General features: G+C 71.5%; 17 protein-coding genes. 8 read left to right on the forward strand and 9 right to left on the reverse strand.

Annotated elements, in window-relative coordinates:
- Window positions 1–14: 14 nt before the first annotated feature.
- The 4 genes from ABT034_RS31120 to ABT034_RS31135 all read right to left on the reverse strand — a co-directional run bounded on the left by ABT034_RS31120 (window position 15) and on the right by ABT034_RS31135 (window position 6,506).
- Window positions 15–1,004: an aldo/keto reductase gene (locus ABT034_RS31120; RefSeq protein WP_351220412.1), complete on the reverse strand. Its 990-nt coding sequence runs from the start codon at window positions 1,002–1,004 to the stop codon at window positions 15–17.
- 219 nt (window positions 1,005–1,223) lie between these two features.
- Entirely contained in the window at window positions 1,224–1,826 is a 603-nt protein-coding gene (gene thpR / locus ABT034_RS31125; protein ID WP_351220413.1) for an RNA 2',3'-cyclic phosphodiesterase, read from the reverse strand.
- Between the two features lie 93 nt (window positions 1,827–1,919).
- The gene (locus ABT034_RS31130) at window positions 1,920–4,214 is read right to left on the reverse strand and encodes an FG-GAP-like repeat-containing protein (RefSeq protein WP_351220414.1); all 2,295 of its coding nucleotides are present in this window, start codon (window positions 4,212–4,214) and stop codon (window positions 1,920–1,922) included.
- A gap of 78 nt (window positions 4,215–4,292) precedes the next feature.
- A complete protein-coding gene (locus ABT034_RS31135) occupies window positions 4,293–6,506 on the reverse strand; it encodes an FG-GAP repeat domain-containing protein (RefSeq protein ID WP_351220415.1) in 2,214 nt (737 codons plus the stop codon).
- Between the two features lie 126 nt (window positions 6,507–6,632).
- On the opposite strand from ABT034_RS31135, the gene ABT034_RS31140 reads away from it, so the two are divergent.
- Window positions 6,633–7,139, forward strand: a complete 507-nt coding sequence (locus tag ABT034_RS31140; RefSeq protein WP_351220416.1) for a GNAT family N-acetyltransferase — start codon at window positions 6,633–6,635, stop codon at window positions 7,137–7,139.
- Between the two features lie 221 nt (window positions 7,140–7,360).
- Here ABT034_RS31140 and ABT034_RS31145 read toward each other — a convergent pair whose 3' ends face one another.
- Together ABT034_RS31145 and ABT034_RS31150 are read right to left on the reverse strand one after the other, a co-directional pair.
- Window positions 7,361–8,698, reverse strand: coding sequence for an MFS transporter (locus tag ABT034_RS31145; RefSeq protein WP_351220417.1), 1,338 nt, complete (start codon window positions 8,696–8,698; stop codon window positions 7,361–7,363).
- A 27-nt stretch (window positions 8,699–8,725) separates the two neighbouring features.
- Window positions 8,726–9,169 (reverse strand): MarR family winged helix-turn-helix transcriptional regulator, encoded by a 444-nt coding sequence (locus ABT034_RS31150; RefSeq protein ID WP_351220418.1) that lies wholly within the window; start codon window positions 9,167–9,169, stop codon window positions 8,726–8,728.
- 190 nt (window positions 9,170–9,359) lie between these two features.
- Between ABT034_RS31150 and ABT034_RS31155 the strand changes: the two genes are divergently transcribed.
- Window positions 9,360–9,629: a hypothetical protein gene (locus ABT034_RS31155; protein WP_351220419.1), complete on the forward strand. Its 270-nt coding sequence runs from the start codon at window positions 9,360–9,362 to the stop codon at window positions 9,627–9,629.
- Here ABT034_RS31155 and ABT034_RS31160 read toward each other — a convergent pair.
- Window positions 9,599–11,044 (reverse strand): NCS2 family permease, encoded by a 1,446-nt coding sequence (locus ABT034_RS31160; protein WP_351220420.1) that lies wholly within the window; start codon window positions 11,042–11,044, stop codon window positions 9,599–9,601. The two genes, ABT034_RS31155 and ABT034_RS31160, sit on opposite strands and share 31 nt — an antisense overlap.
- Window positions 11,045–11,195: 151 nt before the next feature.
- Between ABT034_RS31160 and ABT034_RS31165 the strand changes: the two genes are divergently transcribed.
- The 5 genes from ABT034_RS31165 to ABT034_RS31185 all read left to right on the forward strand — a co-directional run bounded on the left by ABT034_RS31165 (window position 11,196) and on the right by ABT034_RS31185 (window position 15,859).
- On the forward strand, window positions 11,196–11,507 hold the full coding sequence (locus tag ABT034_RS31165; protein WP_351220421.1) for a DUF2530 domain-containing protein: 312 nt from the start codon (window positions 11,196–11,198) through the stop codon (window positions 11,505–11,507).
- Between the two features lie 179 nt (window positions 11,508–11,686).
- Window positions 11,687–14,095, forward strand: a complete 2,409-nt coding sequence (locus ABT034_RS31170) for a cation-translocating P-type ATPase (RefSeq protein ID WP_351220422.1) — start codon at window positions 11,687–11,689, stop codon at window positions 14,093–14,095.
- A gap of 87 nt (window positions 14,096–14,182) precedes the next feature.
- On the forward strand, window positions 14,183–14,425 hold the full coding sequence (locus ABT034_RS31175) for a hypothetical protein (protein WP_351220423.1): 243 nt from the start codon (window positions 14,183–14,185) through the stop codon (window positions 14,423–14,425).
- A gap of 15 nt (window positions 14,426–14,440) precedes the next feature.
- Entirely contained in the window at window positions 14,441–14,773 is a 333-nt protein-coding gene (locus tag ABT034_RS31180; RefSeq protein WP_351220424.1) for a DUF6422 family protein, read from the forward strand.
- Between the two features lie 522 nt (window positions 14,774–15,295).
- On the forward strand, window positions 15,296–15,859 hold the full coding sequence (locus ABT034_RS31185) for a dihydrofolate reductase family protein (RefSeq protein ID WP_351220425.1): 564 nt from the start codon (window positions 15,296–15,298) through the stop codon (window positions 15,857–15,859).
- A gap of 18 nt (window positions 15,860–15,877) precedes the next feature.
- Here the strand turns inward: ABT034_RS31185 and ABT034_RS31190 are convergent, their stop codons facing one another.
- Both ABT034_RS31190 and ABT034_RS31195 read right to left on the reverse strand, forming a co-directional pair.
- Window positions 15,878–19,027, reverse strand: coding sequence for a sacsin N-terminal ATP-binding-like domain-containing protein (locus ABT034_RS31190; RefSeq protein ID WP_351220426.1), 3,150 nt, complete (start codon window positions 19,025–19,027; stop codon window positions 15,878–15,880).
- Window positions 19,028–19,165: 138 nt separating this feature from the next.
- Window positions 19,166–20,095 carry a DUF3027 domain-containing protein gene (locus ABT034_RS31195; RefSeq protein ID WP_351220427.1) on the reverse strand — a complete coding sequence of 310 codons (930 nt, stop codon included), beginning with the start codon at window positions 20,093–20,095 and terminating at the stop codon, window positions 19,166–19,168.
- 438 nt (window positions 20,096–20,533) lie between these two features.
- Here ABT034_RS31195 and ABT034_RS31200 point away from each other — a divergent pair, with 438 nt between their 5' ends.
- The gene (locus tag ABT034_RS31200) at window positions 20,534–21,913 is read left to right on the forward strand and encodes an MFS transporter (protein ID WP_351220428.1); all 1,380 of its coding nucleotides are present in this window, start codon (window positions 20,534–20,536) and stop codon (window positions 21,911–21,913) included.
- Window positions 21,914–22,006 lie beyond the last annotated feature (93 nt).

The raw sequence follows: 22,006 nt of genomic DNA on the forward strand, positions 1-22,006 counted from the left end.
AACCCCCTGAGGGATCACCAGGCGAAGGCCTCGGGGGACGGCCCCGGCCCCGGGAAGATCTCGTCCAGGGCGGCCAGGAGCTCCTCGCTCAGCTCCACCTCCAGGGCGCGCAGCGCACTCGTCAGCTGCTCCGGCGTGCGCGGACCGACGATCGGCCCGGTGACCCCCGGCCTGGTCAGCAGCCACGCGAGGGCCGTCTCGCCCGGTTCGAGGCCGTGCTTGTCGAGCAGGTCCTCGTACGCCTGGAACTGCCGCCGCGCCACCGGGTCGGCGAGCGTGGCCGCCGCGCGTCCCTCCGTACGCCGCTTGCCCCCGGCCTCCTTCTTCAGGACACCGCCGAGCAGGCCGCCGTGCAGCGGCGACCAGGGGATGACCCCGAGGCCGTACTCCTGGGCGGCCGGGATCACCTCCATCTCGGCGCGCCGCTCGTACAGGTTGTAGAGGCACTGCTCGCTGACGAGACCCACGGAGCCGCGCCGGGCGGCGGTCTCGTTGGCCTGGGCGATCTTGTAGCCGGGGAAGTTCGAGGAGCCCGCGTAGAGCACCTTGCCCTGCTGGATCAGGACGTCGATCGCCTGCCAGATCTCCTCGAAGGGGGTGGCACGGTCGATGTGGTGGAACTGGTAGACGTCGATGTAGTCGGTGCCGAGGCGCTTGAGGCTGCCTTCGACCGCGCGGCGGATGTTCAGCGCCGAGAGCTTGTCGTGGTTGGGCCAGGCCTCGCCGTCGGCGTCCATGTTCCCGTACACCTTGGTGGCGATGACGGTCCTGTCGCGGCGGCCGTCGCCCTTCGCGAACCAGGAACCCACGATCTCCTCGGTCCGGCCCTTGTACTCGCCCCAGCCGTACACGTTGGCGGTGTCGAAGAAGTTGAGCCCCACGTCGAGGGCCGTGTCCATGATGGCGTGGCTGGTGGCCTCGTCCGTCTGGGGTCCGAAGTTCATCGTCCCGAGGACGAGTCGGCTGACCTTGAGTCCGGTGCGTCCGAGCTGCGTGTACTCCATGGGCGTCAAGCCAACTGCTTCGAGTGCGCTCGAAGCAAGAGGGTTCCCCACGAGGGCAGGGGACGGGAGCGCCTGGAGGCGACGGCTGGGGCAGGCGGCGGGAGCGCCTGGAGGTGACGGCTACAGACCGGCCACGGAGGCCACCGCGATGATCGCGAACATCAGTACGAGCACGGCGGCCATGATTCGGTTACGGGTCTTCGGATCCACCCTTCGAGGTTACCCGGCCGTCCGCGCCCGCCCGCCGTCACCCCGCCCCTCCAGGGGCCAGCCGTCGACCCTCTCGTACCGGGGCTGCTCCCCCGGCACCCCGCTCACCGGCAGGTTCGAGCGTACGAGCGCCAGCTCGCCGACCTGCCACCGCGTGCCCTCGAAGGCGCCGAGCTCGTCGAGGAAGGGGTGCAGGTCGACGTCCTCGCCCGGCCGGGCCCGGGCCAGCGTCACGTGCGCCTGGTAGCGGCGGTGCTCGTCCATCGGGACCCCGGCCCGGCGCGCGGCGGCGTCCGCGCGCTCGGCGAGCAGCCGCAGCTCGTCCAGGCCCCCGGCGGCCCCGGTCCACAGCGTGCGCCGCCCGAAGTGGCCGCCGCCGTGCAGCCGCAATGGGAACGGCGGGGTGCGGTGCGCGGCCCGGGCGAGCCGGACGCGCAGCTCGGGCAGCAGCTCCTCGCCGACCTCGCCCATGAAGGCGAGGGTGAGGTGCCGGCCGGCCCGTGAGGTCCAGCGGAGCCGGTCGGCTCCGGGCAGCCGGTGGAGCCGGTCGACGACGTGTCCGAGCTCGTCCAGCTGCGCCGGGGGCGGCAGGACGGCGGCGAAGAGCCTCATGGGGAAAGCATGGCAGGCCGCCGGCCCCGGACCGCGCACCGCGGGCCCGGCACCGACGGCCTGCCCGCCCCCGTCAGAGCACCTGACCGTACGTCAGAACACCTGGCTGTACGTCGTCCCGGGCTCGGCCCCGACCTGGGTGGCCACGCGCCCGGCGAAGGGGGCCTGCCAGCTGCCCGTACCGGCGTAGAAGTACGCCTCGTTCGTCGCGTTCCGCACGTACAGGTCGGGACGCCCGTCCTTGTTGGCGTCGCCGATACCCACGATGTCCCGGTACCCGCCCCAGCCGCCGCCGACCATGATGCGGGGCGCGTACGTGCCGTCGCCCTTGCCCAGGTACAGCCAGAGGACACCGGACTTGTCCCGCGCCACCAGGTCACCGGCGGGAGCACCCGCGACGTTGCCGACAGCGGTCAGCTCGTTGTAGACCCCCCAGCCGACCCCGATCTTCTTCCGCACCCCGTACGGCGCGGACGCCGAACCGGTCCCGTTGTACAGGTACAGGTCACCGGCCTTGTCGACGGCGACGAGGTCGGACCGCCCGTCACCGGTCAGGTCGCTGCCACCCGCGAGGAGGTTGTACGTGTTCCAGCCGCCACCGACCTTCCGGGGCGGCGCGAAGAAGTCCTGCCCCTTCGCCAGGTGCAGCCACAGCAGGCCGTCCTTGTCACGGCTGAGGATGTCGGCAGTTGTCGGGCCGGCCACATCGCCGACGGACTCGACGAGGTCGTCGACGCCCCAGTTCCCCCCACCTCCCGCGCTGCCCCAGTTGACGCGCACGAGGCGGGCCGTCGCGTCGTCCCAGCGTGTGTCGAACCCGTCGAAGGAGCCGTCCGCCCTGCGCACGAGCAGGTCGGGGGAGCCGTTGTCGGTGTAGTCGTGCACCCTGGGCGTGCGGATCACCTCGGTGGTGCCGGAGGCGGTGACGGACGGCATCCCGTTCCAGGGCGTGGCCGTCACCTTCCAGTCGTACGGGCCGTTGGGGGCGGCCGCCAGGGGCGTGGCGAGTGTCGACAGGTCTCCGGTCCAGTCGAGGCCGAGGGAACCGTCCGGGAAGATCCCGGCGCCCGTGGTGCCGGGACGGACGGTCTCCGTATAGGTACGCCCGGTCGCCTTGTGCGTGAAGTCGATGACCAGGTCGGCATGGGTGGTGGAGAACTTCCAGGCCAGGCGGGTCTTGGCCACGCCGTCGAGGTGGATGGCGGCCGGGATGCTGTGTCCGACGTAGGTGAGAGGGGTCGTGCTCCCGTCGGTCTCGCCGGTGGAGGCGATCAGCTCGGCGGCCGGCTTCCCGTCCGCGCCGAGCGCGATCCGGTAGACGCCCTCGCCGTGAGCGGCGGTCGTCCCCAGCGCGAGCAGGGTGTCGTCGGGGCCCTTCGTCACGCTCTTCGCGTGGTCGAGCAGTTCGACGGTCGTGCCGTCCACCAGCGAGCGCGCGGTGAACTTGTACCCGCTCGCGTCGGCGCCCGACGTGGCTCCGAACGCGAGCCAGTCGCCCAGTGAGCCGCCGATGAGCTTCGCCTGGCTGTCGGGACCGAGCGGTGTCCGGGTGACCTCGCCCGTACCGCGGACCGCCGTCGCGAGCACGGCCTTGCCGTCCCCCCGCTCCGTCCACGCGACACGGCTCTGCGAGATGACCGCCAGGCCCCTGAGCTCCCGCTCGCCGCGGACGGGCGTGTACGCCTCGACGACGCGGCCGGTCGCGAGGTCCACGACCGCCATGTCCTCGCGCTCGCCGTACGACCCCGGGTCGTAGGAGTAGTGGGAGCCGAACACGGCGTCCGGAAGGCTGTCCCCCACCGAGAGGCTGCTGTAATAGCCGCCGGGCAGGCCCGTCACGGGCTGGACGGACACCTTGCCGTCCTTCACGCTGACGATCCTCGGGTGGCGCTCATTCTCGTTCATGACGATGGTCGAGCCCACCACCGCCTCAAGGTGGCCGCTGCCGACGACGTCCGTCCCGAAGTCGATGGTGACGGGCCCGGTACCGGCGGCCATGTCGTACAGCTTCACCCCCTCATGGTCGGGGCTGTGGTAGATGCGCTTCCCGATCGCCAGGACGTCCGAGGCCGAGCCGGTGACGAATTCGTACTCGCCGCCTTCTCCGACGACCGCCGAGACCCCGTCCGCGTAACGGGTCCAGCGGCTCTTGCCGGAGGAGTCCGAGGACAGGAAGCCGGTGGTTCCCGCGCCCGCGAGTGTGCCTCCCGCGGCCAGGAACGGCACCGGGATCGGCGTGGCGGCGGCGGCCGGCTGCGCCGGGGCGGCGGCCGGTGCGGGCGCGGCCGACGCCGCCGGGGCGGTGAGCGGGCCGGCGGCCAGGGCCGCGATGACGACGCCCACCGCCACCGAGAGCCGACGACGGGGCAGAGACGAAGCGGAACGCAAGATGTATTCCTCCCAAGGCTGTGGATCTGCCCGTATCGACTCTCGACATCATCGAAAGGTTGTACGGCTAACGCCAGGTCAGAAGACCCGGTTGTACGTCGCCCTGGTGTTGTTGACTCCGGCCTGGGTGGTCGCACGCGTCGCGAAGGGGGCCCGCCAGTCGCCCGTACCGGCGTAGAAGTAGGACGTGTTCGTCCCCGTCGTGCGGACGTAGAGGTCGGGGCGCCCGTCCTTGTTCGCGTCGCCGATGCCGACCAGATCGGTGTACTCGTTCCAGCCGCCGCCGACCCTGATGCGGGGCGCATACGTGCCGTCGCCCTTGCCCAGGTACAGCCAGAGGACACCGGCCTTGTCCCGCGCCACCAGGTCACCGGCGGGAGCACCCGCGACGTTGCCGACAGCGGTCAGCTCGTTGTAGACCCCCCAGCCGACCCCGATCTTCTTCCGCACCCCGTACGGCGCGGACGCGGAACCGGTCCCCTTGTACAGGTACAGGTCACCCGCCTTGTCGACACCGACGAGGTCGGACCGCCCGTCACCGGTCAGGTCGCTGCCACCCGCGAGGAGGTCGTATGTGTTCCACCCGCCGCCCACCTTCGCGGGCCGCTGGCCGGACGACGGCGAACCGACGTGCAGCCACAGAACACCGGCCGTGTCCCGGGCGACGACGTCGAAGACCGTGGTACCCGCGATGTTGCCGACGGCCTCGACCCGGTCGTAGGCGTTCCAGTCCTCGGAGTCATACGCCAGTCTGCGGGGCTCGCCCGCGACGAGCCGTCCCGTGGCGTCGTCCCAGCGTGTGTCGATCACATCGACGTCTCCGTCCGTCCGGCGGGCGAACAGGTCGGGCGAGCCGTTGCCCGAGTAGTCGTGCGCCTTGGGCGTGCGGGTCACCTGGAACGTGCCGGTGGCCGTGGCGGCCGGCATCCCGTTCCAGGGCCGGGCCGTCACCTTCCACTCGTACGCTCCGTTGAGAGCGGCCACCATGGGACTGGAACCCCACCCCGTCTCCCCGGCCCAGTCGATGCCCAACGATCCGTCAGGGAGAACCCCGGTACCGGTGGTACGGGGGCGGACGGTCGTGCGGAAGGGCGCCCCGGTCTTGTGCCGGAGCTCGATCGAGAGATCCGCCTTGGTGGTGGAGAACTTCCAGCTCATCCGGGTCTTGGCGACGCCGTCGAGGTTGAGGACGGCGGGGATGGCGTGGCCGGTGTAGCTGATCGGGGTGGTGGGGGCGGGCGGCTCGCCGGTGGTGGCGATCAGCTCGGCGGACGGCTTCCCGTCCTTGACCGCGAGCCGGTACACGCCCGTACCGCGATCGGCGGTGGTCCCGACGGCGAGCAAGGTGCCGTCGGCCGCCTTCATGACGCTCTCGGCATGATCGAGAAGCTTGAAGGAGGTTCCGCCCGTCAGGGAACGGGCCACGATTCCTCCCGTCGTGGGGCTGACCCACTTCTCGCCGAGCACGAACCAGCCGCCGTCCAGAGAGCCCTTGAAGGAGCCCTGGCCGGCTCCGGCGAGGGGCACGCGTGTGACCTCGTCCGAGCCGCGCTTCGCCGACACGAGGACGGTCTTCCCGCCCACGTACTCCGTCCAGTCGACGCGGTCCTGCGAGATCGAGGCACTGTCCGACGCCCCTTCGCCCACCGCGTACGTCTCGGTGACCCGAGCACCGGCGATGTCGACGACCACCAACTTCCGGGACGTCACGGGGTAGGTGCCCCTGTAGTACCCGAGGGCGGTGCCGGGCAGGCTGTCCACGAGCGCGAACGCGCTCGACGTGCCCTCGGTCATCCCCACCACGCGACTGGTGGACGGGACACCTCCCACGTGGGTGCTGAGATAGGGATGGAATTGCCACCCGTCGTCGAAGAGCGCGGTCCCCACCGCGCCCGTGACGTATCCGCTGAGACTGCCGAAGGTGACGGGGGCGGCACCGGTGGCCATGTCGTACACCTCCGCCTTCTCGGTGCCGTACCGCTGCATCCTGGGCCACGCGCGCACCACGGAGTCCGAGGCGGAACCGAGGACCGCGGTGCCCGTTCCGACGACCGTGGAGACCCCGTCCGCGTACCGGGTCCAGCGCACGACCTGGTCGGCGTCGCGGGTGAGGAAGCCGGTGTTCCCCGCGCCGATCACCTCTCCGCCCGACGCGAGGAACGGAACCTGGATCGGCGCGGTGGCGGTCTCGGCGGCCGGTGCCACCGCCGCCGTCGGCACGGTGGCGGCCGTGGCCGCCGGTGCGACGAGCGGCCCCGCGGCGGCCACCGCCAGCACGACCCCTACCGACATCGAGACACGGCGCGTCAAAGCAGTACGCAAGGTGTGTTCCCTCCCCAACCTCTACGGATACGCCCTACTTGACTCGCGACTCCATCGAAGGGTTGTACGAACATCCGCGATGGCTACCCTCGGCGGATGAAGATCGCCATCAGGAAGGGCGGGGCCCAGGATCTCCCCGCCGTACTCAGCGTGTTGGACAGTGCCGTGGTGTGGCTCAACGGCAAGGGGATCACCGCACAGTGGGGCACGGAGCCGTTCTCCGCGCGCCCCAAGGCGGTGGAGCAGGTCGAGCGGACGATGTCCGAGGGCGACCCGTGGATCGCCGAGATCGACGGCGTACCGGCGGGCACGATGACGCTGACGCCGCACCCCGGACAGCACATCGCGCCGGCGGACGAACCCGAGGTGTACGTACGCCTGCTCGCGACCGACGCGCGCTTCCACGGCCACGGGGTGGGGGCCGCCCTGCTCGCGCACGCGGCGGAGGAGACCCGGCGTCAGGAGATATCGCTGCTGCGGGTGGACTGCTTCGCGGGCAGCGAGGGCCGACTCATCGCGTACTACGAGCGCCAAGGCTTCACCCGCACCGAGAAGTTCACGGTGAACGAGTGGCAGGGCCAGGTACTGGAACGACGGGTCTGACGAGGACGGCGGGAGGGGCCGGGGCCGGAGCGGGGGAGGGAGTGTCCGGACGTAAAAGCGTCTTGAACTCGCGCGAAGCGCGGTGAGACGCAGTCCGGACACTCCCTCCCCCGCGGAGGCCCCGGCCCCGGCCCACCCAACCCCGGGCAGGTCCGGGGCCGGGGCCGGGGCCGGAGAAGGCCCCGGCCCCACCCAGACCCACGCCGCCGCCCGCCCAAGGGCTACGCGGCGGTGGCCAGCCGTTCGCGCGCCACGAACCGCACCTGCGGGTGCCCGTGCCGCCAGCCCCAGGCGACCTTCAGGTCACCCAGCCTCGCCAGGACGAGGCCCACGACGACCGCCGCCACCAGCGAGATCACACCGCCCGTGGCGAAGCCCGCGCGGGCGCCGTACGTGTCGGTGATCCAGCCGAGGAGCGGCGCGCCGATCGGCGTACCACCGGCGAAGACCATCATGTAGAGGCTCATCACCCGGCCCCGCATGGCGGGGTCGGTCGCCATCTGGACGGCCGAATTCGCGGTGACGTTGACCGTGAGGCCGATCATGCCGATCGGTACGAGCAGCAGCGCGAACAGCCAGAACGCCGGCGACAGGGCCGCCGCGATCTCCAGGACGCCGAAGACGCCGGCGGCGAGGACCAGCATCCGCAGCCGGGTCGAGCCGCGCCGGGCGGCCGCGAGGGCGCCCACGAGGGAGCCGGCCGCCATGAGCGTGTTCAGGAAGCCGTACGTACCGGCGCCGACGTGGAAGACGTCACCGGAGAAGGCGGTGAGGAAGATCGGGAAGTTGAATCCGAACGTGCCGATGAAGCCGACGAGGACGATCGGCCAGATCAGATCCGGCCGCCCTGCCACGTACCGCAGGCCCTCCCGCAGCTGGCCCTTGCCGCGCGGGGCGCGCTCCACCTTGTGGAGTTCGCTCGTCCGCATGAGCAGGAGGCTCACGAGGGGCGCGAGGAAGGAAAGGCCGTTGAGGAGGAAGGCCCAGCCGCTGCCGACGCCGGCGATGAGGACACCGGCGACGGCGGGGCCGATCAGCCGCGCGGACTGGAAGTTCGCCGAGTTCAGGGAGACGGCGTTACGCAGCTGGCCGGGGCCGACCATCTCGGAGACGTAGGCCTGCCGGGCCGGGTTGTCGACGACGGTCACCATGCCGAGGAGGAAGGCGATCAGGTAGACGTGCCAGACCTGGACGTGTCCGGAGAGGGTGAGGACGGCGAGCGCGAGACCGCAGAGGCCGAGGGCGGCCTGGCTGAAGAGGAGCAGCTGCCGCTTCGGGTAGCGGTCGGCGATGACACCGCCGTACAGGCCGAAGAGCAGCATCGGCAGGAACTGCAGGGCCGTGGTGATGCCGACGGCGGCGGCCGAGCCGGTGAGGCTCAGGACCAGCCAGTCCTGGGTGATGCGGGCCATCCACGTACCGGTGTTGGAGACGATGGCTCCGGTGAAGAACAGCCGGTAGTTGCGGATACGGAGCGAGGAGAAGGTTTCCCCCCGCCCACGGGTCTTGAGGGTGGGTTTGTGGACGGGTGCGGAGTCTGCTCCGGGTCCCGTACTCAAAGTGCGTTCGCCTCCTCGGCTGCGGGTCTACAGATGGGCGAGCTTCTCCAGGACGGGGGCGGCCGCGCGCAGCTTGGCCCATTCGTCCTCGTCCAGGCCGTCGGCGAGGGTGGCCAGCCAGGCGTTCCGCTTGCGGCGGGACTCTTCGAGCATGGCTTCGGCCCGCTCGGTCGGGCTGACGACCTTCTGCCGGCGGTCGTCGGGGTGAGGCTCCAGCCGGACCAGTCCCTTGGCTTCGAGCAACGCGACGATGCGGGTCATCGACGGCGGCTGTACGTGCTCCTTGCGGGCCAGCTCACCGGGGGTGGCGGAGCCGCAGAGGGCGAGGGTGCCGAGCACCGACATCTCGGTGGGGCTCAGCGACTCGTCGACGCGCTGGTGCTTGAGGCGTCGGCCCAGTCGCATGACGGAGGAGCGGAGCGCGTTCACGGCCGCGTCGTCGTCGGCGGTGCCGTGGGACAGGTCTGGCATGTTCGTTAGCCTAACTCATTACTCTCGCTAAATACCAACGGAAACGCTCCGACGTCGCACGGATCACACCTACCGACTGGCAGCACAGTGCAGGCCCGATCACACTCCGGCATCGATGTATCACCCGAACGAGTGAGTCGGATCCAGAAAGTGACGCGAAGAGGCCCGGGCAGCCCCGACCCTGAACGGCATGGGATCGACAGTGCTCAGCCTGCGCATCGACGGTGAGCTGCTCGACCGGCTCAGGAGTCACGCCGCGAAAAGAGGAATGAGCGTCCAGGACTATGTCGTCCGGACGCTCATTCGGGAGGACTTCGACGAACGGTTCCAGACCGCCGTCGACGAGACGGAGAGGTTCTACGGGGAGGCCGAGGAGACGGCCGAGGCGGCGGGTGAGACGGACGGCGCGGCGGCCGTCTCACCCCACGCTCACGTGAGGCCGAGCGCCGGCATCGCGTAGTAGAAGACGAAGACCGCCGACACGGCGTACATGGCCACCGGGACCTCACGGCCCCGGCCGGCCGCGAGACGCAGCACGCTGAACGCGATGAAGCCGATGCCGATGCCGTTCGTGATCGAGTACGTGAACGGCATCATCACCATGGCCAGGAACGCCGGCACCGCGATGGTGAAGTCGCTCCAGTCGATGTCCTTGACCGAGCCGGCCAGGATCAGGAAGCCGACCGCGAGCAGCGCGGGCGTCGCCGCCTGGGACGGGACCATCGTCGCCAGCGGCGTGAGGAACAGCGCCACCGAGAACAGACCGCCGGTCACGACCGAGGCGAGACCCGTGCGCGCGCCCTCGCCGACACCGGCCGTGGACTCCACGAAGCAGGTGGTGGCCGAGGAGGAGGTCGCGCCGCCGGAGGCGACGGCCAGGCCGTCGACGAGCAGGACCTTGTTGATGCCGGGGAAGTTGCCGTCCTTGTCGATCAGCTTGGCCTCGTCGCCGACGCCGAGGATCGTGCCCATGGCGTCGAAGAAGCAGGACAGCAGCACGGTGAAGACGAAGAGCACGCCGGTCAGGAGGCCGACCTTCTCGAAGCCGCCGAAGAGGCTGACCTCACCGACCAGGCCGAAGTCGGGCGAGGCGACCGGGTTGCCGGGCCACTTCGGGGTGGTCAGACCCCAGGAGGGGACGGTCGCGACCGCGTTGATCACCATCGCGGCGATCGTCATGACGACGATGGAGATGAGGATCGCGCCCGGCACCTTGCGGATGATCAGGGCGAGGGTGAGGAGCGTGCCCAGGACGAAGACCAGGACGGGCCAGCCGGTGAGGTGACCGTCGCCGCCGAGCTGGAGCGGGACGGTGGTGTGCGCGGCGTCGGGGATGCGGGAGACGAAGCCCGAGTCGACGAGGCCGATGAGCATGATGAAGAGGCCGATGCCGATCGCGATGCCCTTGCGCAGGCCGACCGGGACGGCGTTCATGACGCGCTCGCGCAGACCGGTCGCGACGAGCAGCATGACGACGACACCGGCGAGGACGACCATGCCCATGGCGTCGGCCCATGACATCTTCGGGGCGAGCTGGAGCGCGACGACCGTGTTGACGCCGAGGCCGGCGGCGAGGGCGATCGGGACGTTGCCGATGACACCCATGAGGAGCGTCGAGAACGCCGCCGTGAGGACGGTGGCGGTGACGAGCTGGCCGCCGTCGAGCTGGTGCCCGTACATGTCCTTGGCGCTGCCGAGGATGATCGGGTTCAGCACGATGATGTAGGCCATCGCGAAGAAGGTGGCGAAACCGCCACGGACCTCGCGGGCGACGGTCGATCCGCGCTCGGAGATCTTGAAGTAGCGGTCGAGGCCCGAGACGGGGGCGCCGGGGCCCCCGGGGGGCGTGGCCTTGGCGGTGGCCGTGGTGCTCATGGGGTGGGGTTCCTCTTCGGAGAGTCCATTTTTTTGGCGGTTCATACGAAGGAAACCCGCCGGAGGCAAACCGTTTCAGTATGAACACATGAACGAGAGGGCGTCTATCTCCGCGCGTAGATACGCATCTCGGCCACCTAGACTGAAGCTCATGGCGAAGTGGACACCGAAGCACGAGGCACCCGAGCCCCTCGAAGGGCCCGTCGTCGGCACCATCATCGGCGGCACGATCCTCTGGTTCGTCCTCTTCCTCGTCCAGGTCCCGTTCTACGGCTGGTTCGACGACCGGGACCTCACCTGGTGGGTGTGGACCTGCCTGGCCGGCGCGGGCCTCGGCCTGATCGGCATCTGGTACGTACGGAAGCGCGACGCGGCGATCAAGCGGCACGAGGCGGCGCGGACGGCGACGACTGCCCCTGCGACGGCGTCACGGGAGACCCCGGAGTCGACACCGGGCGCATGACACCCGCGGCACCGGCCGCCGGGCACGCAGCACCGCCGGGCACGTAGCACCGGCGGGCGCGTAGCACCGGCGGGCGCGTAGCACCTGAGGACCATTCCCCTCCCGTCCCCTCCTCCCCCGGTCGGATCTTCGCCCTCCTCAGCAGGTGAACGCCCCGTTCCGGTCGTACCGTCGAGAACATGACTCAGCGGGCGAAGATCGACACGGACGGCAGTGAGACCGAGGCGGCCGGCCCGCCCGTCGTCCACCGCGCCGCGGGGCTCACCTCGGCCGAGGTCGCGGAACGCGTCGCGCGCGGCGAGGTCAACGACGTACCCGTACGGAGCTCCCGCTCGGCGACCGACATCGTCCGCGCCAACGTCTTCACCCGCTTCAACGCGATCATCGGTGTGCTCTGGGTGATCATGTTCTTCGTCGCGCCGATCCAGGACAGCCTCTTCGGCTTCGTGATCATCGCCAACACCGGCATCGGCATCATCCAGGAACTCCGCGCCAAGAAGACCCTCGACGGCCTCGCCGTCATCGGCGAGGCCAAGCCGACCGTCCGCCGCGACGGCGTGACCGCCGAACTCTCCACCTCCGAGATCGTCCTCGGTGACCTGATCGAACTCGGCCCGGGCGACAAGGTCGTCGTCGACGGCGTCGTCGCCGAGGCCGACAGCCTGGAGATCGACGAGTCGCTGCTGACGGGCGAGGCCGACCCGGTCGTGAAGAAACCCGGCGACCCGATGATGTCGGGCTCGTTCGTGGTCGCGGGCGGCGGCGCGTTCGCCGCCACCAAGGTCGGCCGTGAGGCCTACGCGGCGCAGCTCGCGGAAGAGGCCTCCCGCTTCACGCTCGTCCACTCCGAACTGCGCTCCGGCATCTCCACGATCCTCAAGTACGTGACGTGGATGATGGTCCCGACGGCGATCGGTCTCGTCATCAGCCAGCTGGTCGTCAAGGACAACGACCTCAAGAGCTCGATCGCCCGCACGGTGGGCGGCATCGTCCCGATGATCCCCGAGGGCCTGGTCCTGCTGACCTCCGTCGCCTTCGCCATCGGAGTCGTACGCCTGGGGCGCAGGCAGTGCCTCGTGCAGGAGCTGCCGGCCATCGAGGGCCTCGCGCGCGTCGACGTCGTGTGCCTGGACAAGACGGGGACGCTGACCGAGGGCGGCATGGACGTCAAGGAACTGCGCCCGCTGGGCGGTACGGAAGAGGAGTACGTACGGAAGGTCCTCGGCGCCCTGGGCGAGTCCGACCCGCGCCCCAACGCCTCCCTCCAGGCCATCATCGACGCCTATCCGGACACGGTGGAGTGGCGGTGCACGGAGGCGCTGCCGTTCTCGTCGGCCCGGAAGTACAGCGGCGCGGCGTTCAGCGAGGGAGACGGCGAGAACTCGACCTGGCTCCTGGGTGCCCCGGACGTCCTGCTGAAGGCCGACGACCCGACGCTCGCCGAGATCGACCACCTCAACGAACAGGGCCTCCGGGTCCTCCTCCTGACCCGTACGACACACGAGCTCGACGACCCCGAGGTCGCCACCGACACGCACCCAACCGCGCTCGTCGTCCTGGAGCAACGTCTCCGCCCGGACGCCGCCGACACCCTCGCGTACTTCGCCGACCAGAACGTCGCCACCAAGATCATCTCCGGGGACAACGCGGTCTCGGTGGGCGCGGTGGCGGGGAAGCTCGACATGCCCGGCGCGGAGAACACGGTGGACGCCCGGCAGCTCCCCACGGACCGGGAGGAGATGGCGAAGGTCCTCGACGGGAACGCGGTCTTCGGCCGGGTCACACCGCAGCAGAAGAGGGACATGGTGGCGGCGCTCCAGTCCCACGGCCACACGGTCGCCATGACGGGCGACGGCGTCAACGACGTCCTGGCGTTGAAGGACGCCGACATCGGCGTCTCGATGGGCTCGGGCTCGGAAGCGACGAGGGCGGTGGCCCAGATCGTCCTCCTGAACAACAGCTTCGCGACGCTCCCGTCGGTGGTGGCGGAGGGCCGGAGGGTCATCGGCAACATCACCCGCGTGGCAACCCTCTTCCTGACGAAGACGGTGTACTCGGTCCTCCTGGCGGTCCTGGTGGTCTGCTCGCAGGTGGAGTACCCCTTCCTCCCCCGCCACCTGACCCTCCTCTCCACGCTGACGATCGGCGTCCCGGCGTTCTTTCTCGCGCTCGCGCCCAACAAGGAACGCGCGAAGCCGAACTTCGTACGGCGGGTGATGCGGTACGCGATCCCCGGCGGCGTCATCGCGGCGGCGGCGACCTTCACCACCTACCTCCTGGCCCGCCACCACTACAGCGGCGAAGGGGCCCTGGCGGCCGAGACGAGCGCCGCCACCCTGACCCTGTTCCTGGTCTCCATGTGGGTCCTGGCGATCATCGCCCGCCCGTACACGTGGTGGCGCCTCACCCTGGTCGCCACGATGGGCGGCGCCTTCCTCCTGGTCCTGATCGTGCCCTGGCTCCAGGACTTCTTCGCCCTGAAGCTGGTGGGCACGACGATGCCGTGGGCGGCGGTGGCGATCGCGGCGACGGGAGGGCTGCTCCTGGAGACGGCGTGGAGGTGGGTGGACAGGAGGGTCCCGGCGTAGGGCAGGGCGCATGTGCGCCCGAGCGCGAGCGGCGAGAAACTAAAAGGGTGGACCGCGTCTCTGACTTCTATGCCCAAGGAGGCGGCCATGGCGGAACAGCGCACGAGCAGCGACACCGTCCCGGAGGAGTTCGACGGACTGATCGCGGAATTTCGCGGTCTGCTGGAGAAGTACCCCGAGGCGGACCGGCACTTCTCGCTCGCGTACCACCCAGCGGGTCGTGAAGAGGACATGGGCACGACGCTGACGGTGGGGATCCCCCAACCGGTCTTCGAATGCTCGGAGATCGAGCCCGGATTCGTCGTGTGCGAGCGCGTCGACGAGCAGTGACCGACGGGAGCCATGATGTCCTATCCGACCGACGGCCTCAGTGACGAACAGGTGCAAGCCCTCAAGGAGGCGGCGCGGCTGGTCCGCCACGCACGAGTCGCGGCTGCCGACATGCTCACCCGGTCCGGAATCGACCCAGGTCCCGCGTCAGCGGGAATCGGAGCCTTGGACATCTGCACCGCGAGGATCTCGCCCGGAACTCCGATCCGAACCTGCGGATGCCCGGGATTCCGCGGCGACTCGGACTTCTGCTTCAGCCAGTACCAGGACTTCACGGGTCCGGATTTCGGCGAGGGCGCGATCATCCGCATTTGCGGGCACCCGCGGAAGGCCCACGAGTCGCTCTGACGGCCACTCAACCGAGCTTTCTTCTGTGCAGCGGGGTGGGTGGGGGCTTGGTTTGTGGCGGGGGTGGGTGGGCGCGGTCCGGGTGGGTTCGGGGTGCGCGGTCGTTGAGTTGGCGGGGCTTCAGGCCCCGCTGGTCACTCCCGGTGGGGGGGGAAGAGGCCCCAAAGAGGCGGCGCAGTTGGGTAACTCCGTCCTACCCCCGGTAACTAGCCCCGAAGGGAGGCCCGGAGACGTAAATCCCCGAGTTGGTGCAGGAAATCCACCACGACCACCACCCACTCAGACAGACCAGCGGGGCCGCGGTTGTAGAGGACGCCACACTCGGAAAGAGGGCGGCCGCACCAGAAGCCCGCCCGGGGGCTGGGCCTTTGTGCCTCCCGCGCCGCCCCCGCCCCTCCCCCGTCAGCGCGGTAGCGCCGGCCTGCCCCGCAATCGGGCCCAGACGGCGGAATTCGGGGCGTTGGTGCGGGAGATTCTTCTCCGCGGTCGTACTTTCGAAGCCCTTACCCAGGAGGACTTCTGATGCGTAGCGTGACCTATTCGATGGGCGTCTCTCTTGACGGCTACATCGTCGGGCCCGACGGGACCTTCGACTGGACGGCTCCCGACGACGAGGTCTTTCGGTTCTGGATCGACGAGATTCGGGGGGTCGGCGTTCACCTGTTGGGGCGGCGGTTGTACGAGACGATGCTGTACTGGGAGACCGCCGACCAGGATCCCTCGCTCGACGACTCCGCGCGCGAGTGGATCGCGCTCTGGAATCCGCTCCCCAAGGTCGTGTTCTCCACCACGCTGTCCACCGTGCAGGGCCATGCCCGCCTCGCCTCCGGCAGCCTCGCCGAGGAGATCGAGCGGCTGCGGGCCGAGCCGGGGGACGGCGAGATCGCGATCGGCGGCGCCACTCTCGCCGCCGAGGCCGCCGCGTCCGGTCTGATCGACGAGTACCGGGTCGTGGTCCACCCGGTACTCGTCGGCGGTGGCATTCCGTTCTTTCCCCGGGACGAGCGCCGGGTGGATCTCGCACTCGTCGAGACCCGCACCTTCGCGTCAGGAGTCCACTACTTGCGCTACCGCGTGACTCGCTAGGCCCGGACCCGCACGGGCTCAGTCGAACCAGCGGTCCCGCGCCAGTTCCGTCGTCCTCGACGGGTCCTCCAGGAGCGCCGCCACCTCGAAGCGGCGGGGCCACTGGCCCGCCGCCCAGGCCAGGCCCGCCGCCACGCCTTCCAGGGTGGAGGCGTGGACCACGCCGTCCGGGGTGCGGCGCCAGTCCAGTTCCGTTCCCGCCGCCCGGAGTTCCTCGTGCTCGATGTACGTGGTGGGGGTGGCGGGGCCCAGGAGGATGCGGACGGCGTCCGGGACCTCGTGTTCCTCGCCCTCCGTCGTCACCTCCGCTTCCACCGTCTCGCTGAGGCGCCGCACCTGGAACAGTTCCGCCAGGTCCCCCGCCCGCGCCGGCGCCACCGGGAGCAGCGGCAGGCCGCCCGCCAGGGGCAGGAGGTCCGGGGCGTCCGCCACCAGGGCCTCCGACGCGTCCACGACGGTCAGCGTGCCGTCCACCACGGCCCGCAGGTCGTCCGGGAGCGTCACCTGCTCCGGGTCCAGGTCCGCCAGGGCCGTGTACAGGGCGTGGAGTTGGACCGGTGACACCTCCCTCGACGGGTCCGCCAGGCGGGTCAGGAGTTCCGCCGCGCCGCCCGGTTCGTCGAGGAGTGACGCGACCGACGTGCGTACGCCCAGGGCCCGGAGGACCTGCTCGTCTTCAAAGCCGGTCGCGTCGGCGGAGTCGTACAGACCGATCAGGAGCGGATCCGTGCCCGCGGCGCGCAGTCCCGCCGGGCGCCGGCCGTCCAGGACCGGGTGGTCGCGGAGCCACCAGGCCGTGTACGAGCGGACGTTTTCCGTCGTGCCGTCCGGCAGGAGGACCCGTACAGGCTGGGTCAGGGCGTCCCGGAGGGGTGGCTGGGCGAGCATGGCCAGCGCCTGCGGCCAGGCTTCGTCGTCCACCAGGTCCAGGTCCCGTACGGCCACGATCTCCGTCGCCACCGGCGGCACCGGCGACTCCGGCAGCCGGTCCAGGACGTCCTCGCACCACACGTCGACCGCGTCGAGGAGCCCGGCGTCGTCCGGCTCCGGGTAGTCGCCCTCGCGCGGTTCCACCTCGTCCGGGTCGAGGAGCAGGTCGGTGGCGCGGACCAGGGCGAAGGTCGCGAGGACGCCGACGGCGGCGAGGGGCTGTTCGCCCCAGCGGGCGGCCAGGTCGGCGTCCACGTACGCCAGTTCGTCCTCGCGCATGACGGCGGCGAAGGGCGAGCCCGGGAGGACGAGTTCGGCCGCCGGGGAGAGTTCGCCCTCGTCGTCGGGGAGGGCGAGGGCGCCGAGCCAGGGCTCCTCACCGGGGTCGAGTTCCGCGTCCCGTACGAGCGCGAGGACCGTGTCCGCGAGTTCGTCCGCGTCCAGCGCGTCCCCGTCCTCGTCCCAGATCTCGCCCGCGTCGAGGGAGGCCGCGACCGCCGCCCGTACCTGCGGGGTCGTCAGGACCGCGCGGGGCGTGGCGGGCAGGGCGCCCAGCTTCTCCAGGAGGGGGTGGGCGGCCTCGGGGTGGGCGACCTTCAGGCCGAGCCGGGTCAGTTCGGCGGGGGTCCTGTCCTGCGGCAGGAGGACCTGGCGGGGGCCGATCGCCGTACGGATCCGGGCGCCCTCCTCGGACTCCGCGAGCGGGACCGGGAGGCCGGTCAGGCGGTCCGGGTCGACGCCGGCGAGGGAGTCGTACAGGCGCCACCACCACGTCGGGGGCCTGTCCACCCCGGCGAGGCGGTCGATCGCCTCGGTCAGGGGTACGCGGCCGACGCCGAGCGTGCGGAGTTCCGGGCGCCGCTCCAGGCCCGCCGGGAGGAGCGTCGGGAAGACCTCGGCGAGGACGTCGACCGTCTCCGCGCCCGCGCCCTCCGCGACCTCGGCCTCGATCGGGCGGAGCGCGGGGAGTTCCTCGGTGGGGGCGGCGGGCGCGAGGAACGCGACGCGCGGCAGCCGGTCCAGGATCGCCTCGCGCAGCGCCCCGTCGAGGGGGCCCTTGCCGAGGGGGCCGGGGACGAGGTCGAGGGTGGCGGTCGTGATCGGCTGCCAGTCGGCGAGGAGTTCGGCGTACGCGTCGGCCGCGCGCTGCACCAGGAAGTCGGTGAGCGGCCCGGGCGCCGGGTGCCTGCGCGCGGTGTCCAGGGGCAGGGAGGCGATGAGGAGGGCGGGGATGCCGAGGGGTTCGTCGGTGGGGGTGGGGGCGTGGACGACGGGGGTCGTACGGGGGTGGCGGGGGGCTCCCTCGGTGTCCACGGGTACGGCCCAGGTGACGGACCAGTGGGGGCGGAGGCGCTCCTCGACCGGGCGGTCCTTGAGGAGGTCGGCGTCGAGGGGGCCGCCGTGGGTGACGGTCCGCCAGCGGTGGGTGCCGGTGGCCGTGTCCTCGACGCGTACGTAGCCGTCGTCGTCGGAGCGGGTCAGGGTGCGTACGCCCTCCGCCGTCTCGACGACGATCTCGGCGAGGCCGGGGAGGGTGAGGAGGAGGGCGTCGTCGACGGAGGAGAGGAGCCGTTCGGCGAGGTCGCGGGCGGCGGTGTCGCGGAGGGGGAGCACCACGACGGTGTCGTAGCCGTCGGGGGCGGTGCCCTCGGCGGGCAGCGGGAGCCGGAGCAGGGGTACGTGGCCGTCGCGGCGGCGCAGTTCGTCGCCGAGGCCGGGGCTGTGCCGGGCGGTGTCGGCGGCGAGTTCGCGGGCTTCGGCGAGGGACCAGCGGACGCCGCCGTGGCGGCCGAGGACGGCGGGCTCGTCGGTGACGGCGAGGACGGCGGCGAAGCCGACGCCGAAGCGGCCGACGGCGCCGTGGGTCTGCTCGCGCTTGGCGGAGGCGCGGAGGGTGGAGAGCGATTCGGCGCCGGGGGCGTCGAGGGGGGCGCCGGTGTTGGCGGCGGCGAGGACGGCGGGGCCGTCCTGGTCCGCCGGGTGGAGGGTGAGGCGGAGGCGGCCGGTGACGCCGGCGCGGGCGGCGGCGTCGGCGGCGTTCTGGGCGAGTTCGACGACGAGGCGGTCGCGGTAGCCGCCGAGGGCGAGGTCCTCCTCGGCGTTGGCGTCCTCCCGGAAGCGGGCGGGGGAGGCGCCCCAGGCGTCGAGGACGCCCTGCCGGAGCCGGGCGGTGCCGAAGGGGTCGGTCTCGTCGTCGGTCGTCGTCGTCCGGACGCTGACGCTCACGTCTGACTCCACTCTGGGGGCGGGGGGGTGCTTCCGGGACCTGAAGTCCCGGGCCCGAAGGTACCGCGCGCGCCGCCCTCGCCCTGCCGCGTGACGCGTCGGCGCCCTGCCGCCCGGCCCGGTTCCGGATCGGTGGACGGGCGGCTGCGGCTACGAGTGGCCCAGGTCCTCCGACGAGTCGTCCGGTTCGGTGGTCGAGCCGGAGTCCTTGGCGGGGCGGAGGGGGAAGGCGTCCGTGGCCATCGAGTCCAGGACCGGGGGCGCCGGGCGCGGCGGCGTCGGCATGATCGCGGCCTCGGAGTGGCCCCCGCAGCCGTATCCGAGGGAGACGACCCGGCCGTCGGCGGGCGCGAACTCGTTCGCGCAGACGCCGAAGCCCTGCTTGAGGGAGCCGGCCAGCGGCACCAGGAAGGCGCAGGACTCGCAGGTCGCGGGGGCGGCCTGGGCCATCGCGGTCCGGGGGCCGAAGGCCTCGTCCCAGCGGTCGGCGGCCAGGTGGAGCCCGTAACGGGAGAGGACGCGGGCCCTGCGCATGCCGAGGTCCTCGGCGACGGCGGCGATGGCCGTACGCGAGGGCACGCGGGTGACGATCTCCGCGTCCTCGACGTCGAGGTGGTCCGTCAGCTCCTCGGACAGCGCCGAGTTCGGCGGCGGCGCGTCCTCGCCCGTGTAGCCGGGCTCCAGGCGCAGGTCGTCCTCCTCGGTGGGGAGGAGGTCGCCGGGGCCCATGTCGCCCGGGCGCAGCCGCTCGCTCCAGGGCACCCACTCGGGGGCGAGGAGGGCGTCGGAGCCGGGCAGCAGGACGGTTTCGTCAAGCGTGATGTTCTTCGCGCGGGACGCGCGGGTGACGGTGACCGCCCAGCGCCAGCCCCGGTAGCCGGGTTCCTTGGACTCGAAGTAGTGGGTGACGACACGGTCGCCCTCCGCGACGACGTCGACGTGTGCGCCGACGATGCCGGGCGCGGCCGCCTCCTCGGCGGCCTCCCGCGCGAGGTCTACGGCCTCGGCGCACAGGCGGTCGGGGATACGCGTGGCTCGCGGGGTACGCGGGGTACCGCTTCGCGTCGTCGCAGCACTCACAGGTCTCGCTTCTCTCCTACGCCGTCTCACGGGTGCGCCGGCCGAGGGGCGGGAGCGAAGCCACGGGCGGCGGGCGGAGCGGACCTGGGGGCCGCATCGACGTCCGCGCACCCGACTTGTCTCGCGTGTCTCGGGCACACCTATCGTCATCCATTCTGCGGGATGCCGAAGAGGCGCGCGGCCGGGAGCTTCCGCCGGTGACGCGCTACGCACGCTACCCCGTTCGCGGGCCTCAGCCCACATGCCCGCCCCAAGTGGCCCGGATCATGGACAGCGGGAGGGGGGATCGGAGGGCCGCGCGAGGAGGTCGGAGGACGGCTGGAGGACGGTCGGAGGGGGCTTGCCCGCCGCGCCACGGTTCGTCCGGCGTGGCGGTCGGAGGGGGCTCGTCCGCCGCGCCACGGTTCGTCCGGCGTGCCGGTGGGGCACTATGACGGAGTGGCAGCCGCACGGTCTCCCGCACGATCCGAAGATCATGCCGGACCGCTCCGCCGAGCGGGCCGGTCGGTCGGTCGTGCCCTGCACCTGCCCTTCACGGGCACGGCGCGGGGCATCAGGAAGGCGACGCACGCGCACGGCGCGGGCGAGTCGGGGCTCGGGAAACTGATCGAGCTGCACGCGGTGAACGGCGCCGGGGACGTCATGATCACGGTCGCTCTCGCGTCCACGGTCTTCTTCTCGGTGCCGACGGACGAGGCCCGCGGCCGGGTCGCCCTCTATCTGGCCGTCACGATGGCGCCCTTCACGCTCCTCGCCCCGGTGATCGGTCCGCTCCTCGACCGCATCCCGCACGGACGGCGGGCGGCGATGGCGGGGGCGATGCTGACCCGCGCGGTCCTCGCGATCATGATGTCGGGGGCGGTGGCGACCGGGGGCATCGAGCTGTATCCGGCGGCGCTCGGGGTCCTGGTGGCCTCGAAGGCGTACGGGGTGGTGCGCAGCGCGGTCGTGCCACGGCTGCTCCCACCGACGTTCTCGCTGGTCAAGGCGAACTCCCGGGTCACTCTTGCCGGGCTGCTCGCGACGGGGGTCGCCGCGCCGATCGGGGCGGGGCTTCAGATGGTCGGGCCGGGCTGGCCGCTGTACGGGGCGTGTGTGCTGTTCCTGCTCGGAACGTTCTGGGCGTGGCGGATGCCGCCGAAGGTGGATTCGGCGAAGGGCGAGCGGCGGGCGCACCTGCTGACGCACGGCGAGAAGAAGCCGAGCCTGCGGACGGTCGGTCCTTCGGTTCTTCGCGGTCTCGCGGCGAACTCGGCCCAGCGCATGCTGTCCGGCTTCCTGATCTTCTTCCTGGCGTTCCTGCTGCGCGAGCATCCGCTGTCGGGGCAGAGCGCCGCCGTGTCGCTCGGCATCGTGGGTGTGGCGGCGGGCGTGGGCAACGCGTGCGGGACGGCGGTCGGCTCGCTGCTCCGGGACCGGGGCCACGGGCCCGAGGTGATCATCGCCACGATGATCAGCGTGGTGTTCGGTACGGCGGTCTGTGCGGCGGTGTTCTTCGGCGGGGTGATGGTCGCCGTCCTGGGCGCGGTCGCCGGTCTCACCCAGGCCCTGTCGAAGCTGTCCCTCGACGCGCTGATCCAGCGGGACGTGCCGGAGGTCGTACGGACGTCGGCGTTCGCGCGCTCGGAGACGGCCCTGCAGATGGCGTGGGTGGTGGGTGGCGCGATCGGGATCGCGCTGCCGCTGAACGGGACCCTCGGCATGTCCGTCGCGGCCTGCATCCTCGGCCTCGGTGCGCTGCTCGCGGTACGCGGCCTGCTCGCCGCCGCCCGCCGCCGCCCGGGGTCGAAGGGCCGCCCGAAGGCCCGGGTGGCGTAGGTCTCGTCCCACCGGGTGGGGCGGGCCCGTTTCGTACGGGAGGGCGGCACGCCGTACCCCCGCGTGGCGCGGGCCCGGCGGCCCGATAGCCTT

Source organism: Streptomyces sp. NPDC002773 (assembly GCF_040295605.1).
Taxonomy (GTDB): Bacteria; Actinomycetota; Actinomycetes; order Streptomycetales; family Streptomycetaceae; genus Streptomyces.